Origin of the sequence: Paenibacillus cucumis (ex Kampfer et al. 2016) (assembly GCF_019748695.1) — a bacterium.
GTDB lineage: Bacteria > Bacillota > Bacilli > Paenibacillales > Paenibacillaceae > Paenibacillus > Paenibacillus polysaccharolyticus.
This window is the reverse complement of record NZ_JACLIC010000010.1, coordinates 66,077-82,327: the sequence shown is the minus strand read 5'-3', so window position 1 is coordinate 82,327 and position 16,251 is coordinate 66,077. Positions and strand designations below refer to the sequence as shown.

Here is a 16,251-nt window from a genome sequence, read left to right as displayed (position 1 = left end):
TGATTTACGGCTCTAGCCCCCATACTTGGGTACTGCCTTGATACGCGGTCACTTTGTTCCATGCAGCAAAAGCAGTCTTGGAACCATCATAGGAGTAGTCATTGCTCTGATCGAAGTTACTCCAGTTATTTTTTGAAAAACGTCCCTGAATCACACCCGTTTCTGCTCCGGCTGCCAAACTTCCCGCTCCAGAGGTAAAACTGATCTCCAGGTACGTATCCGCCGTTCCTTTTGCCGGATTCACGTTCACAAACTTTCCTTGCACATTGGCTGTACCCACCACGGCATAATCACACCAGAAGGTCAGATCCTCTGTGCCATCTTTGGTAAAGTAGTACCGGATTTTTACCGTACTCAGATCGATAGGCTGTGTGCCTGTGTTCTTCACACTAAACTGAGGGGTTACCGCATTGCTGGAATTCCCGGACCCTCCGTTTCGATACTGCACTTCCAGCGTACCCGTTGACACAGGCGGTCCCGAAGGTGTCAGTACAACCACGTTAGATAACGATTGCCCACTTGCGTTTACGGCAACAACCCGGTAATTATACGAAGTTCCATTAAGCGCTGTCGTGTCCGTGTAAGTCAACACAGTCAGCCCGGTCGCTACATCCGCATACGTACCATTGGCAGTCGCACGTTGTACCTTGTAGCTGGCAGCTCCAGATGCTGCTGTCCATGACAACACAGTTTGATTGTTGCCAGCTGTTCCACTTAAAGTAAGAGCCCCTGGCACACTTGAAGCTGCCTGCGGTATCCCGAGCACTTGAACAGAAGCTGGCGATTCGCCGGCTGCGTTTACAGCGGTCACCACGTAATAATACGCCTTGCCATTCGTCAATCCTGTGTTGGTGTAAGTCAATCCATTCACACCTGTCGCAACGGTTGTGTACGGGCCACCACTAACCTCGGCACGCTTCACCGTGTACGATACAGCCCCAGCGGAGGCAGTCCAGCTCAGCGTCACCTGATTGTTGCCAGGCGAAGCTTGCACTCCAATAGGAGCGACTGGCACGGTCACGGGTGTAACACCCGGCTCCTGTCCATATACCTTCACTCCAGCATCATATACAGGAATGTGTGCACTTTTTACCGGAGTTCCTGTCGTCAGGTTCTGGTAGGAAGGATCATTCGCTGGATTCCATGCCCCTTGCGGTCCGGTAATCCGGAACTGAACTTCCTTGCGATAATTCCCCTCTCCGCCTGGATAAATTTTGGTATTACTGAAGTCTGCTGTAACGGCGTAGATCCGCTTGGCGACATCCACGACGACAGGTTGAGAAACGGTTGCACCTTCAGTAGAGGATACTGTGACTTGAACATCGGATACGGTGCGTCCCGCAGCATACACTTCACTCAAATCGAGGAAATATTTGAAGGAAAGCTTATCTCCCATCCGTGCAGGCCAACCTGAGCGGTTGTTAAGCAATCCGCGGATTTCCGTATAATTGGAGCCTGATGACCGCACGGCAGCCTCTACAAAGTACTCGTCACCTTTGACTTCAGGAGCAGGGAAATTCGCCAGAGGTTGATGATTCTGTCCATAGAGCAGATTCATCTTGGCGAGTGCACCCGTGAAGCCCGCATTATAATCCGTCGCCACCTCATTGCTCACATAGTCCGAGATATCGTCCGTATATTGATCTGACGCATTGGGTCCTCCCACCATGGCGCCGTATAAAATATGACGGTGATTTGCCGGAATATCTTCGTTGTTCATCCATGAACTATGAGCGGTACGATGATGCGGATGCTGTGGCGGATTTTTTCCGTACCCCACAACATAACTGCTCTGACGAGGATTATCTCCTAAAATGTAATTCATCTGTGAAGTCGCAAAGTTTTGATATCTGGATTTTTTCACAGGGTCACTAACCCAATCGGAGTACACGAATGCAATGAATGCTGCATTGGCTGTATATCGGAGTGAACCCCACTGATCCAGCCACGCCAATCCGCCCGGGGTGTAAGTCACACGCCCTCCATTCGTGCCAACCGTCCAGTAATCGAGATTGCGCTCGGTTGATTGGATGAACTTTGTTGCCTCCGGCATATTCAAACTGGAGGTGATTCGGGCAAGCAGAATCTGGGCGCCGTAATGTTTACTATCCCAGCCCTGTGTCCAGGTATAGGGCCAGTTCGCGGAACCTCCGCTTGTAGACCACCGATCTGCAGCTGCCATCGCCTTGGACAAGTAAGCGTTATCATTGGTAGCTAAATAAAGCCATGCTCCGCCCCACGCAAGCTCATCCTCATATCCCGTCCACGAATTATAAAATGCAGCAGCATCGGTAATACAATCGGTGTATTTTCCCCGATATGTATCTGCAAAGTTGTACAGTTCTTTCGCGTGCTGAAGCATCTTCGTCGAATAGGTTGGATCATCATCTGCAAATACGATGGACGCTGCCGCCAGTGCAGCAGCTGTTTCTGCTGCCAGATCACTTCCCGGACAGGAAGCATCGATCTTGAACGAAGGCCGGTTCATCTGCATCACCTCTGCAGGCCCCCACCAAGCATGATCGATATTGCCACCTCCGACTTGTCCCCATAATTCATTTGGCTTGGTATGCGCTTTCATAAAATAGTCGGTTGCCCACCGGATATTATCTTTGATTTCCTCCAGTTGTCCGGCTTGCTCATAGCCGTCGGCATACTCAACGACAGACCAGGCTAGCATGGTTGCCGAAGCAGCCATTGGAAATCCAAATTTCACATGATCTCCAGCATCATACCAGCCGCCGGTCAGATCGACACCGACATCGGCGCCATCCTGCAGTCCCGAGTCACCCCGCCATTCAACCCGATTATTGGCAGGCAACGGGCCTGAGCGTTGCGCTTCATAGAAATAAATAGCCTTCTGTAGTGCTTCGGCATAGTTATGATCTCCGGCGGCCGCATCCGCCTGACGTAATCCTGTATTCATAGAAAAGCTCCCTGCGAGAAGTCCTGCCGATAACGTTACCATAGCAACGCGTCTCCACCAGCGCCCTTTCATAAATCATGTTCATCTCCTTTTCTCGAAAGTTCCAGATGAATGCTTCCCAATATTCTGAGTGACCTCGCTCCTCTCCATGGTGGTAACTCGATGTAATTTCCACCATTAATTACCATTATAGTCGTTTGTTTGACTTGAAATATCAACATTGGTGACTTCTGAAATAACATTGTTGTGACTTGATTAGCGTGAGATGACAAAAAAGCTGTTTCTTCTCCGGATATATCCGGGAGAAACAGCCTTTTTGACGATTTGCTTTTGCAATCTATACTTTGAACTTGTTCACTTGTCCCTGCAATTCCTCCGCCATTTTGGATAACAATCCAGCCGAGGAAGCAATCTCTTCCATGGAAGCTAATTGCTCCTCGGTTGCAGCAGATACGTTGTGTACAGAACCCGCAGCCTCCGAAGCAATATTGGAGATTTGACCTACGTAACTTACAACCTCATTTGTGCTAGCCGACATCTCCTCAGAACCGGCAGATACTTCTTGAATCTCACCAGCGACCTTGTTGGCAGCGTCCGAAATCTGTTCGAAGGCTTGACCAGCTGCAGCAACCAGTTCAATGCCGGTTTCTGTTTCATTACTGTTTACTTTCACGGCTTGTACCGCATGATCCGTATCTTGCTGAATCAGTTGTACAATCTGTGTGATCTGCTGTGCAGAAGCGGAGGATTCTTCCGCCAGCTTGCGCACCTCTCCTGCAACGACAGCAAAGCCTCTACCGTGCTCCCCTGCTCTTGCGGCTTCAATCGCTGCATTCAAAGCGAGCAAATTGGTTTGACGGGCGATGTTATTGATCACTTCAGTGATCGTGCCAATCTCGGCAGAACGTTCGCCGAGTCCTGTAACCAGTTCTCTCAAGGAAGCGATGGAGTTACGAACCGATCCCATCTGTTCAACCGCTTGCTGAATGATTTTGTTTCCTTCCGATGATTGATTCGCCGCATCCACAGCGGATACGGATACACTTTGAGCCAGTTCGGCAATCTGTTCTGAACCCAAAGCCATCTCATTCATTGCCTGCGAAGAACGCTTCACGATATCAACCTGATTCGATGTTCCTACAGACAATTCTTCCACCGTTTCAGTAATTTGCTCCGAAGCTTTCGCGTTTTGCTCTGCACTTGCGAGAAGTTCTTCGGATGAAGCCGCAACTTGCTCCGATGTTTCCGATACGGATTGAATCATCGAACGCAGATTTTGACTCATTGTATTGAAGGATTCTGCCAGGACACCCAGCTCATCCCGGTTCTTCAATGTAATTGCCTCACCTGTCAGGTCACCTTCAGCAATCGCTGCGGCAGCTTCACTCATCTTTTTAACCGGACGAGAGATCATACTTGCGATGAAAAGTGCAATGAATAAGGATAACAATGTTGCAACAATCGCTACAACTAAAATGATGTTAAAAGCATTCTCAGCTAGCTTGACCGATCCAGCAGCAATTTCTTTTGCTCCACTATTGCCAAGATTGATTAATTGAGTAATCAGATCGTTGGCTGTATACCACATTGGATAGGCTGCTGTATGTAGCATGCTGGCCGTAGTATAGTCATTTTTCAGACCATAATCGACAAACTCCGGCATTTTCTGCAAATACGAATCATAATTGGTGGAAAACTGTTCATACAGTTGCTCCGCTTGAGGATCACCCTTAATGAAAGTAAGCAATTGTTTGCGCTCATCTTCAAGCTTGGCAAGCAACACTTTCAACGCTTCGTTCAGTTTCTCCGTCTCACTCGGATTCTGTTCTACAATGATGGCTAGTGCCAACCTTTCCACATCGGACACATCACCGTTCATAATCCCGAGCAAACTTACACTTGGCATCGATTTCTGGTCGATCTGTCTTGATTGGTCAGCCATTGTAAAAACCTGAGTCAGTGTGTACACGCTAACAAAGATAAGCAAAGCCAAAACAATCAAGAAGCCCGTTAATAATTTGCCACGAATTGAAAATTTCACTTTCCCCGATGCGTTCCCTCGCATTTTTTCCATGTTCCCACTCCTCCAACTTCCCCCAATAAACTAGTACATCTGTATAATATATCGACATAGATATTCTTCGAGTGAATATATAAAATCTTAATTTCAAGAAAGTTTCTCTTAACAATGAAATAAGTATATCTAACAGACCATAATTTCAATTAGCTAACAGAGCAGATATCCACCGCCTGTGGAAAGTCGAAAATTTTTCAAGAAAGCGGTGAAACTCCTTAATGAGTGTTCCAACTCCAACTCACAAACTATTCGTAAAAAAATATCGAAATTAAATGTATTTTCGGAATCAAGGAGGACATTTTACTTTCTTTTTGTTAAACTAGTTTGGGGATCTATCAGTTCTACATAAGAAAGGTGAGATTATGTTTAAAAAATGGTTATGGGGTACAGCCCTGACCTTGGCACTTGTTGTAACAGGAGTCATTGTCTACTACGGATATTCAATCGTTCATTTTGCTAATAGCATTTCGACCGCTGCATCCAGCGATTCACCTGCTTCAAACCTTGATTCAAACCACGCGGAAAGCTCCGATACACCCAAAGTGGTCATTCCGAAGTGGGACGGCAAAGAGAGAGTAAATATCTTATTAATTGGTGGTGACTCGAGAGGGGATGACGCAGGGCGTTCAGACTCGGTGATGGTTGCTTCGATTGATCCAGTTTCCAAAAAGGCCCACCTGTTCTCCGTACTTCGCGACACCTACGTTAACATCCCAGGCCATGGCAAAAGCCGCCTTAACGCCGCCTATTCCTTCGGGGGAGCCGAATTAACCAAACAGACGGTCAGCGATCTGCTCGGTATACCGATTCAGCATTATGTCTACACGGACTTTACAGGCTTCATGGCTCTCGTTGATGCGCTGGATGGTATCGATATTGATGTGGAAAAAGATATGTACTACACAAGCAAAGCGGATAAACACATGTATGATATTGATTTAAAAAAAGGGCTGCAACATATGGATGGCAAGACAGCCCTCCAGTATGTTCGTTTCCGGCATGATGCAACCTCCGATTTCACACGTACAGAGCGGCAGCGCATCTTTATGACCGAACTTGCCAAGAAGATGCAGAGCACCACTTCTCTCTTTAAAATCCCTGAGATGCTGGAAGCCATTGCTCCTTATATCAAAACAGATCTAAGCCCAACCCAAATGCTGAAGCTCGCTTCACTTGGCTTTGATATTCGTGTGAACGAGATCGACCAGCAACAGATTCCACCGAACAAGTTGCTTACAAATGAGCGGGCTGGATCTGCTCAGGTATTAGGTGTGAATGTGCCCAAGCTTCAAGCTTACATTCAGAAGTTATTTGAAGAAGATAACCAGTCTTCCTCTGATAGCTCAGTAACTGGAGAATCAAATGAGGAACTATCACATCATAACTAGTAAAAGGACGGCTTAGGCCGTCCTTTTTTTGATTCCTTTTTTCGCCATTTAATGCAGCCTTAATGTTTGGAGGGTAGTCTTATATGATGACCCTGGCTACATAAGGGAGGAATGTAAATGAAAAAGCAGAAAATAGCCGAATGGACCGAACTTCGCGGATTAGCTTTTCTGGCTATCGTCATGCAGCATAACATTGCTGAATACATCTATCGGCCAGATATTGAGCAACCTGATTCCGTGATGCTGACCATGATTTATCATTTGACACGGTTTGGCACACCTACTTTTGTATTTCTGTCGGGTGTGTTGTTGTTCTATCACCATCGCCATACGAAGCCGGATTATCCCCGCTTCATCGGGAAGCGATTTGGTGATATTTATATGCCTTTCTTCATATGGACGCTCATCTACTGGTTAGCTGTACGTGTGTTTACTCCTACGTTCTGGACTTCCGGTATGCCGGATCTGGGAAGCTTTGTACATGAGTTATTTATACCGCAGACAGGATATCACCTGTGGTTTGTGCTGATGGTGTTCCAATTTTATATCCTGTTTCCTTTATTTCTCGCGGGGGCTCATGCTGTTCGTAAAAGGCTCGATAACCTCAAGCGTTTTACGCCGAAACAGGTGACGTTAACCATCATACTCGTTGCAGCCCTATTTTATCTCTGGCTTATGAAATGGTCTTATTATGATATGGCTGACTGGACACAATGGTGGCCAGAGCCCTGGTCTAGCATGCTGGAATATCGTTCATATTCATGGCTCATGTATTGGTTCTACTTTTTCCTTGGCGCGGTATGTGCCTGGACGGTGGAAAGCTGGAGGAATTGGACGATGAGAATGCTCCCTTGCATGATTGCGGTCTTTGTCGCGATGTATATCTGGATGGGGTACGCTGTACTGCGCGGGTCAGAAGATACGATGAACCTCAATATCTCTACGTACCTAAAACCTAGTACGTTCATCAGTATTATGGCTCAGATGTTAATGCTCTACGGTTTCCTAGTTCTGCTACATGGTAAAAACCTATGGTTTCAGCGTCTTCTCACTTGGATTGGACGCTACTCCTTCGGCGGTTATTTAGTCCATGCCTTGGTGATTTATGCCATCGCATATGTTACCAGACCATTACACCTTAGCGGGTGGCATCTGCCTGTAACGATAATCTCATTCATAGTCACCGTTGTGACCGCTCTTGGCATTAGCTGGACCCTGTCTAAATTGCCAGGATCTCGTTTCATGGTTGGATTGACACGTAGCAAGGCTCGGCAAGCTTCTTCTTTTAGTGATCCATTAGCGGGTTCTGGAAGACGCACCCCGAATCAAAATTCGCCTCTTAGGCCCTCAGACGTGTAAAGCAAACAAAGAGCGTTCTCCCCTGCGGAGGACGCTCTTGAATTTCTTCCTCATCTTGCTCAGTAGATCAGTCATCTTGTTCTATGAAGTTGATCATTTCACTTCGGTTGAGGTGGATCGGCCAGGCACGTGTCCCGGATGAACTGGAATGGAATGACTGTGCCGTTTTTGATGAACGAACCTTTGCAGATCACCTGTTAATTGTTCTTTTAACTGATTCACCAGCTGTGTTTCACTGATGCCCTTCGCTTGCGCAATTTCAACCAAAGACTTGCCCGCATGCAGTTGTTCTTGCAATTGTTCAGGTGTAATCCCGATGTATTTCGCTATTGCCCCTTTATCTACCATCGGATGTTTTCCATGGTGCGTAAATTCACGTCGTAATTCGGCAAGAGGGGTATTCACTACTTTTTTTAACTTCACATCCATATTGGCTTTCGCTGCTGCAGCTTGTTCCTTGGTGAGACAACCTTCTTTTACGGCCAGATCCAAGCGCTCTGACAGCGTGGGCTTTAATTTTTGCAGTAACTGTTCCTCACTGAATCCTTTGCGTTCCTTCGCGATCTGGGTTAAGGTCTTGCCAAGTTGCATCTGCTGCTTCAAATCACGGAGTCCAATTCCGAGCAAATCGGCTGTTTCTCCGATCATAAACAGGCCATGGCCTGCCTGCATACAAGGCTTTTGGTTCCCACCAGCAGATTCAGCCAGGTTTTCATCTTGCTGCTCCGCAGGAGAAGCGGGATCAGCTAAGGCCATCTGGCCTGGTGCAACAGCAAAAATGATAACAGCTGCGCTGGCGGCCAGCCATGATTTCCAATTTATCTTCATTCTTTATCCACCTTTCTTTGTCTCGATATCCTCTGCCTTCATAGTCTGAACCCAAATTACAACTTTTTATGCTATAAAATCCAAAATGTCATCAAATTTCTCACAAATGATCACAAAAAATCCTATTTTTTTCAACTAACTTAAGCTATACTGTATTTAACTTCTTGATCTTACTGCATATTCCAACATTTAATGCAGGAGGGACGTTTTCATATCATGCATCGAGAATGGCTAGATCCGTATATGCTTGACGTGAAGGCCGTGTTTGATTCCGTTGAAGAGCGTCTTCGGCAATACCCTGATTCACTGGCAGAGCATGCGCTTGAACAACTCCGTTTGCTCAACCCCTTCAGGGGAGATCCGGGACACAGTTGCATCGGTTACATCACTCCGTTATGGATGCAGTACACAGAGGGACTCCCATCCGATCAAGCTCATCAGCTTAGCACAGCTTGCCTGTTACACATGATGTATTTTCTTAATCTGGATGATGTCATGGATGAGCCAACTGAGGATGCGGTGCTGAAGTTATCTCTGGGGAATCTTTGTTATGTGGATGCCCTTCAAGTCTATAACGCATTATTTGAACCCTCTTCTGTCTTCTGGAACCATTTCAGACAGGTTCTTCAGGACTGGGCAGTAAGCGTAAATGGTGAATTACGCATGGATTATTTTCAGCATAACCCACTTCTCATCGCCCAGAAAGCTTCACCAACGCAATTAGGAGTCATTGGTTCCCTGATTTTACTAGAGCAACCAGCTCGAATCTCTTCGGTCTGCGGTTCACTGAATATCGTTCTCATGACTCTACAGATGACAGATGACTTTACAGACACGAAAATGGATGCTGTACACGGCAACTACAATAGCTACCTCTCTCACCTATCCACAGCTCTCCAACAGGAATATCCGACGAGTCATGTACTTAACGAATCTATACACCACAATGTATATAACTCACAACTGATGAACAGTTATGCAGACGTAGCTCGACACTTCAATGACATCATTGCATCTTCTAACTTGGTGTTTCCACAATTCATTGCCCTGAATTCTTATCTGTGCAACTCATTGGTACAAGCAATTCAGGAAATAGAACAACGTAAAAAAAGACTTTACCGAGGTGGGTTTCACTACTGGATCAGCGAACCACAATCCGGGCCTTCTAATACGGGACAAGCCGATCCAGTTTAATTTAAATATGAAGGGAATGTTGACGATGATGGTGTCAGAAAAAACGTTGCATGAGGATATTATTGAGAAAGCTTGGACAGATGAACACTTCAGACAACAACTCCATTCTAATCCTAAGCAGGCACTTCGCGAGGCGTTTGGTATTACGATTCCTGATCATATCAAGATTCGCACAGTCGAGGAGCAACAAAATGATTATGTTCTGGTCATTCCACCTAACCCTTCCAAAGTCAATTACGACGTCAATTGCGGACCGTGGAGATCGTTTTAATCTTAGCTAAATAAAAAAATCAGGGGTAGAACATTAAACTGGATATCCTCCCCGAGTCCGTCATTTAACGAACTCGGGAAAAGATACAACAGCTTCTGTTCCTACCCCTTTTGTGCTTGTAAAACTGATCTGTCCATTCATCGCTTCCACGATGCGGAAGGTAACCATCATACCTAGCCCAGTGCCTTTGATTTTATTAGAGAAATACGGTTCTCCCAGTCGGGACAAGGCTTCCTCACTCATCCCTTCACCATTATCTCTGACATGCACTTTAACTTTGCCATCCTGTGAGTATGCCCAGATATCTATCTGACCTTGTCCTCCCTGAAACGCCTCAATACTATTTTTAATAATGTTGATAAAGGCCTGCTTGAACTTCGAAGAATTTCCACGAATATAAATATTAGGCGGGATATCCGTTGTAATTTTTCCACCTTCCAGATTGGCCATCGGTACCAGTATACCTTCGATATGATCAAATTCATCTGAAATATTCAATGAAATAATGTGATCAAATTCCGGTTTTGCAAAAGTCAGAAAATCCGTAATAATACCGGAAGCCCGGTCGAGTTCTTCCAATGCAATACGTACATATCCTTTGTTCTTGTTATCTTCCTGCTCTGTCATAAGTTGAAGAAACCCTCTCGTCACCTGAAGCGGGTTACGCACCTCGTGAGCAACTGAAGCGGCAAGCTCGCTAATGATTTCCATTTTTTCAGATCGCTGCAACTCGTTGTTGAATAGTTCCAGTTCCTTGGAGTACTCTAACACTTTGTTATGTTTTTCCGCAAACCGGCTACCAAGAATAGCAATCAATGAGATGACAAATGCAACCATCGACCACTTCCACCAGAGCAGGTGATATGCCCCGCTTCGCTGATAGTACCAAAGAAGTTCCATGACACTAATCAACGAAAAGGTGCCGAAACCAACTGCTAACAGGATCGCTTCACGGTTACGTTGTAGCGCCCGGGCTATCGTACCAACCAGCAGGATGGTCAGCACAATAACCAGTATAAAGCCCACCACATGCTGTACAAGAAGACTGTACAATAGATCCCATTGCCCACCCGATACTACATATACAAACAATGAAAACACAGAAACGATGGAATAGGCCCATTGAGCCTTCCTTAATTTGGTGAATATCCCGTGTACACCGGGGCCAATAACTTGTTCAAAGAAATAACAAAGTGCTGGCATGCCGAGTAACATGGCCAAATCAAACAGAATAGAATACAGGTCCCCATACACTTGATAGAAAGTGTACAAGAATTGAGAATAAGTGATCACCATTGTCCCGATGGAACCCATCACGACACACAGTGATATCCATAGTCCTTTATGAAACTGACCCAGAAAAAATGTGCAACTCAGCATAATAAGCGAGGTAAATACAAAAGTTGAACCCAAAATGATATCCATTAACCCATTATGGAGATACTTCTCCTGCAACATGGCATATGGCCCGACCTGGACATCACCTTGAATGCCCAACCATCCTCTCTCATTTTGCGCCCAAACATAGAGTGTATTACCCGAATTTTCTGCAGATAGCGGTAAAAAAACGGCATTATTGTCGTAATTATAATGGTAATTCTCATATACTTTCCGATCTTCAAGATAGATCACAATATGAGTACCTTTAATATTTTCGAAACGAATCGCTGAACTTCCGTCATGCAAACGGGGAATTGTCAAACGTGTCCACAAAGAACCTGATGGTTCTTTCGTACTGTCTACAATTCGCTCAACACTACGTTTCTCCCATATTTCATCCTGGCCCATAACTTCACTAATGAAGCCCTGATCTCCAGCGTTCCCCCATTTCACTTCCCATCCTGTAATGGCTACAGGCTGCCGAATCTCTTCTGGTGCGGCAAGCACGAGTCCATGCGGCATACACAGAATCGTGCATATCGTCATCCACAAGATGATAATAGCTTTGGGCACATTTCTCATTCACAGCACCTCAAAGTTTTTATTTTCGCTTCTTCATTTCTCCCTCACCCTATCAATTCGCCACCGTTTATCATGTCACCTTCTTACACAAATTTAAAATTCACATATAAGTAGATTTATAGTCTTTTTTCCATTTTATTGTTATAAAAGCCGTTAATTTCGCAAGTCCTCAAACTGGTTTTCGATCATTTCACGTTCCTTCTGTTCCACTTTCGTACGAAACTCCAACCACTGCTCCGTTTCTTCATCATCGTAAATTGTCCATATATCAGAGAATAAAAAATCACGTAACTGAACAACCTGTCCAGACCATATACCGCCAACCCAGAACAATCCATCCGGACGACGAATGACTGTACGAGAAAATCCGGGTGTGGACGCTTTCTGTCCGATCCGAATACGTGTGATCATATTGCCTAATGTATACCAGTCCACGTTGCACCCCTCCTTGAGTAGTCATGCTTCATCATAACATAGGAAAAACAAGAAATGCTGGAAAAACGGCTGGCACGATTCAATCCAGTGGATCATGTGTAATGGTTTTTCAAAGCAAACTCACTAAACAAGGAGATGATTATGATGAATGAGCCTCATCGCACGGTAGAAGTTGAACATAAGGATGTACAACACAAATCGGATTCAAGTATGGTCGCCTCTACATTTATTAAATATGCCGCATATATCATTATCTTTTTCGGATTTCTCTACTTCCTTGTGAAATATGTATTCCCGAAATTTTAACGAAATCCTGACATAATCTGGTCTGTTTACGGGGACAATATCATGCTTGGAAGAACGATAAAATGCTGAAATGATGCCATTACATTGTTTAAATTGGTCGTACTATAAACAAGTTATGAAAGGAAGTGCTGATGATGTCTGATAAACCCATTAGCAACGTGGAAAGTGAACGCTATTATGACCGTTACCAGAGGTCCCGTGATATTCCGCCTGAAACCGAAGTACCCGAAGGCGACATGGATACCTTTGATGAAGTTTCTGGACGCCGCATTGAAATAGAGATGGAAGATTCGGAGCTTCCACCTGCATCTGCTGTAGACGAAGAAGGTTTGGAATCCCGCTTGGCGGAAACTCCACTGGAAGCCGTACCCGATGCAGATCTGGTGCAACCGGGCAGCCCGGTTGATCCTGCCGCACCCGACCCCGATGCCCTGCATGGTACAGATCTGTTAAACGGGGCTGGAGCTGACGCTAAACCACAGCAGAATATCTTGCCTCCGCGTTAGTAGATGTCTTGTTTTGCGTATTCTGACAATAGGAGGTGCTGACATGACCAAAAACAATGAGGAAGAACAGGTTAAAGAAAATAAGAACCTTGTTACCGAGCGGGATATCGATCCTGATTTTGGCCTCTTTACAGAAGATTCTTTCCCTGATGCACTGGAAGATGAAGATCAGCGCGATGCGGTCAAACATGCCATTCCCGACGAACAGACCTCCGAGTAAACCTCATGAACTGATTTGCAGATCGGTATGCGTAAACGTTGCGCTGAATGTAATAAAGTGATGCTGGAAGCCCCCTCAACAAGGGGTTTCTTTTATTTTCTCTTCAAAGCTTGCTCTAGCTTACACAGAAAAGAAGATGACAATTGCATTTCCAGCGTCATCTTCTTCCCATACTTATAACGTTTCTTTCAAAAACCTGAATCCAAAATCTATAGCTAAACGCAGTTCTCTCCAGTCACCATTGCCATTGCAAGGTTCACTTCTCCACTGGCTTAGCCACTCCGGGGAGCTTGTGCTCCAACCTGGACCACTTGACCACAATAGCAGTAGCCAGAAGCGCAAGGCCATTAATGATAAATATCCAGCGAATCGGCAGCCAGCCGCCAAGGACACCGCCGATAATCGGCCCTGCCATCGTTCCGATCTGGGCTGCGGACTGGTTCAGACTAAATGCACGTCCCCGAAAAGCCGGTTCAGTCACTTGTACAATCATCGCATTGATCGCAGGAAAAACGGCCGCAAAAAAGAGTCCATAGACAAATCTCAGAATGCCAAATGCAACGTAACCTGTTGTAAAAAACTGCAACAGATTGCCCACCGCGCCGCCAATGAGTCCGATTACCAGCACTTTTCCAAAACCGATCCTTGATCCAAGCTTGCCCCAGCGCGGAGCCATAATGACCGTCGCAACCCCTACCGCCGAGAAAATAATCCCTGAGCTTAAGGAAGCCCGATCAGGCTGAACTCCCATCTCCATGACATATACCGTTAATAGCGGCTCCAGAATCATTACAGAAAAAGTACAAATGCCCATCATACCAAGCACGGTGACAAACACACGATTCGCTCTCGCTTCACGGATGTCATCCATAACATGCGAACGTGCCTTGTTACGATTAAAATTCTCTTCCTTGACCCAGAAGGTTGCAATGATTGCGGACACCAGCACGACTATCGCCGAAAATAGAAACGCACTGCGGTTGCCATAATAGTGGCTGACAAACCCGCCGATCAGTGGACCGATAATCCCCCCTGTAGCTCCAGCAGTGGACATAATGCCCAAAGCATATCCAGTCTTCTCTTCAGGTGTGTTCGTGCCCACAAGAGCAATCGCCGCAGGAACAAATCCGGCAAGCAATCCTTGGAACAGTCGAACCACAATCAGTGAATACGGATCTTGTACAAAAAAATTAATCAGATACAGGACAGCCAAGCTGTACCCTGAACGAATTAACATCGGCTTGCGCCCATATTTATCGGCTAATGATCCCCAGAAGGGTGATACAAGAGCGCTTGCAAGAAAAGTAATGCCAAAAGAAAGTCCTGACCAGAATTCCAGATGATTGCGCACACCCAGATCACTGCTTAGAAATAAGGGAAGAAACGGAATCGAAATGGAATACGCCGTACTGCAAAAAAAGACACCGATCCATAAAATGATCAGATTACGCTTCCACGAGAAGTTCATATACCCGCCCGTCCTTTCCGTAACTGACGCCGGGACTGCCGTGTTTGGAGCGGACGGATCAGACCCGTACGTCCCCCTGATGCGGAAGCATTTTCCTTATTTTACACCCATGCTCTCATGATGACCATCCCCAGTTCACCGAATTAACATGGCTTGCATTGCCATTCTGAGCCAAGAAACGGTATGATAGTTGAAGAATTCACCAAACTATATTGGATGAAACTCGTTATAACAACGAACCAAGGAGGAACATATTCATGTCTTTACGGTGGAAAAAAACAACCGCAGTCTCGCTTGTGTTTGCGATGCTGTTGATCGTTATGAGCGGATGCGTACGCCCGGCAAGCAATGCTACACAAACTCCGGTTCCAGCACCACCAGCGGGTGCTAATCCTGTAGCCACGATTGAGATGCAGGACGGACAGAAGATCGTCATTGAGTTGTATCCTGAGATTGCCCCCAATACGGTGTACAATTTCATCTCCCTGGCGAACAAAGGCTTTTATGATGGCCTGATCTTCCATCGGGTTATTCCGGGCTTTATGATTCAAGGCGGTGATCCGAACGGCAATGGTTCAGGCGGACCAGGTTATGCGATCAAAGGTGAATTCACCTCTAACGGTCATAAAAACCATCTGAAGCATACCCGTGGGATACTCTCCATGGCACGCAAATCAGATAATTTGGATTCTGCCGGATCTCAGTTCTTCATTATGCTGGCTGACGCTGATTATTTGGATAACTCTTATGCGACTTTTGGTAAAGTGACCGAAGGAATGGATGTAGTTGATGGAATTGCAGCACAGCAAATTGGCGAAGGTGACAAGCTGGTTACGGACCAAGTCATGAAGAAAGTAACCGTTGATACACACGGACTGGAATATCCAGAACCTGTTAAGATTACAGAGGAGAAAAAGTAACCCTCTTCTAAGAACAAACAAAAGCTCTGTTCTGTGCATTTGGCGCAGAGCAGAGCTTATTTAATGATAACGTTTACATAAGTAAATGGATCAAAAACTCTTTTTCGGTCTCGGATAATACCTCAATGTATCCATCCCAATAAATTCAGCCACCCGATAACCGCAATCCACAGTGGGAAACTAAAAGCCATCCCCCATGCAAGCCCTTTCAACAAACTACGGTTTGCCTCCATGAACAACGACTCCTTTCTTCAGGGAATAGTCGTAGTATCGGTACCATTATATGGTTTTATACCTGTCTTCATTCGCCGTGACATGCCCTTTTTCCTGCATGAGCTCTGCAACTTCATGGAATGCGCAACACGAACCTGATATACTATGACTACAATAA

The 16,251-nt window shown here is 45.7% G+C and carries 14 protein-coding genes; 8 read left to right on the top strand and 6 right to left on the bottom strand.

The genetic code is table 11. From position 1 onward, the window contains the following. Positions 1-4: 4 nt before the first annotated feature. Both H7T88_RS06745 and H7T88_RS06740 read right to left on the bottom strand, forming a co-directional pair. Complete coding sequence (locus tag H7T88_RS06745) at positions 5-2,926, bottom strand: glycoside hydrolase family 9 protein (protein ID WP_260510758.1); 2,922 nt, start codon at positions 2,924-2,926, stop codon at positions 5-7. Positions 2,927-3,263: 337 nt separating this feature from the next. After that, the gene (locus tag H7T88_RS06740; RefSeq protein WP_260510757.1) at positions 3,264-5,000 is read right to left on the bottom strand and encodes a methyl-accepting chemotaxis protein; all 1,737 of its coding nucleotides are present in this window, start codon (positions 4,998-5,000) and stop codon (positions 3,264-3,266) included. A gap of 365 nt (positions 5,001-5,365) precedes the next feature. Between H7T88_RS06740 and H7T88_RS06735 the strand changes: the two genes are divergently transcribed. Together H7T88_RS06735 and H7T88_RS06730 are read left to right on the top strand one after the other, a co-directional pair. Beyond that, the gene (locus H7T88_RS06735) at positions 5,366-6,391 is read left to right on the top strand and encodes an LCP family protein (RefSeq protein ID WP_154890764.1); all 1,026 of its coding nucleotides are present in this window, start codon (positions 5,366-5,368) and stop codon (positions 6,389-6,391) included. Between the two features lie 117 nt (positions 6,392-6,508). Beyond that, the gene (locus H7T88_RS06730; RefSeq protein ID WP_221787744.1) at positions 6,509-7,750 is read left to right on the top strand and encodes an acyltransferase; all 1,242 of its coding nucleotides are present in this window, start codon (positions 6,509-6,511) and stop codon (positions 7,748-7,750) included. 93 nt (positions 7,751-7,843) lie between these two features. Here the strand turns inward: H7T88_RS06730 and H7T88_RS06725 are convergent, their stop codons facing one another. Further along, on the bottom strand, positions 7,844-8,578 hold the full coding sequence (locus H7T88_RS06725) for a hypothetical protein (RefSeq protein WP_221787743.1): 735 nt from the start codon (positions 8,576-8,578) through the stop codon (positions 7,844-7,846). Between the two features lie 216 nt (positions 8,579-8,794). On the opposite strand from H7T88_RS06725, the gene H7T88_RS06720 reads away from it, so the two are divergent. Together H7T88_RS06720 and H7T88_RS06715 are read left to right on the top strand one after the other, a co-directional pair. Beyond that, positions 8,795-9,772 (top strand): hypothetical protein, encoded by a 978-nt coding sequence (locus tag H7T88_RS06720; protein WP_221787742.1) that lies wholly within the window; start codon positions 8,795-8,797, stop codon positions 9,770-9,772. Positions 9,773-9,779: 7 nt separating this feature from the next. Continuing rightward, entirely contained in the window at positions 9,780-10,043 is a 264-nt protein-coding gene (locus H7T88_RS06715) for an NHLP leader peptide family RiPP precursor (RefSeq protein WP_253496596.1), read from the top strand. A gap of 60 nt (positions 10,044-10,103) precedes the next feature. Here H7T88_RS06715 and H7T88_RS06710 read toward each other — a convergent pair whose 3' ends face one another. After that, a complete protein-coding gene (locus H7T88_RS06710) occupies positions 10,104-12,005 on the bottom strand; it encodes an ATP-binding protein (protein ID WP_154890760.1) in 1,902 nt (633 codons plus the stop codon). A 153-nt stretch (positions 12,006-12,158) separates the two neighbouring features. Beyond that, the gene (locus H7T88_RS06705; protein ID WP_090917871.1) at positions 12,159-12,440 is read right to left on the bottom strand and encodes a hypothetical protein; all 282 of its coding nucleotides are present in this window, start codon (positions 12,438-12,440) and stop codon (positions 12,159-12,161) included. A gap of 141 nt (positions 12,441-12,581) precedes the next feature. On the opposite strand from H7T88_RS06705, the gene H7T88_RS06700 reads away from it, so the two are divergent. From H7T88_RS06700 to H7T88_RS06690, 3 genes are all read left to right on the top strand, one after another. Continuing rightward, positions 12,582-12,746 (top strand): hypothetical protein, encoded by a 165-nt coding sequence (locus H7T88_RS06700; RefSeq protein ID WP_167433721.1) that lies wholly within the window; start codon positions 12,582-12,584, stop codon positions 12,744-12,746. Between the two features lie 131 nt (positions 12,747-12,877). Further along, positions 12,878-13,252 (top strand): hypothetical protein, encoded by a 375-nt coding sequence (locus H7T88_RS06695; protein ID WP_154890759.1) that lies wholly within the window; start codon positions 12,878-12,880, stop codon positions 13,250-13,252. Positions 13,253-13,295: 43 nt separating this feature from the next. Beyond that, a complete protein-coding gene (locus tag H7T88_RS06690; protein WP_186809741.1) occupies positions 13,296-13,472 on the top strand; it encodes a hypothetical protein in 177 nt (58 codons plus the stop codon). A 256-nt stretch (positions 13,473-13,728) separates the two neighbouring features. Here the strand turns inward: H7T88_RS06690 and H7T88_RS06685 are convergent, their stop codons facing one another. Continuing rightward, positions 13,729-14,940, bottom strand: coding sequence for an MFS transporter (locus tag H7T88_RS06685; RefSeq protein ID WP_090917867.1), 1,212 nt, complete (start codon positions 14,938-14,940; stop codon positions 13,729-13,731). 257 nt (positions 14,941-15,197) lie between these two features. Between H7T88_RS06685 and H7T88_RS06680 the strand changes: the two genes are divergently transcribed. Continuing rightward, the gene (locus H7T88_RS06680; protein WP_221787741.1) at positions 15,198-15,860 is read left to right on the top strand and encodes a peptidylprolyl isomerase; all 663 of its coding nucleotides are present in this window, start codon (positions 15,198-15,200) and stop codon (positions 15,858-15,860) included. The last annotated feature ends 391 nt before the right edge of the window (positions 15,861-16,251 follow it).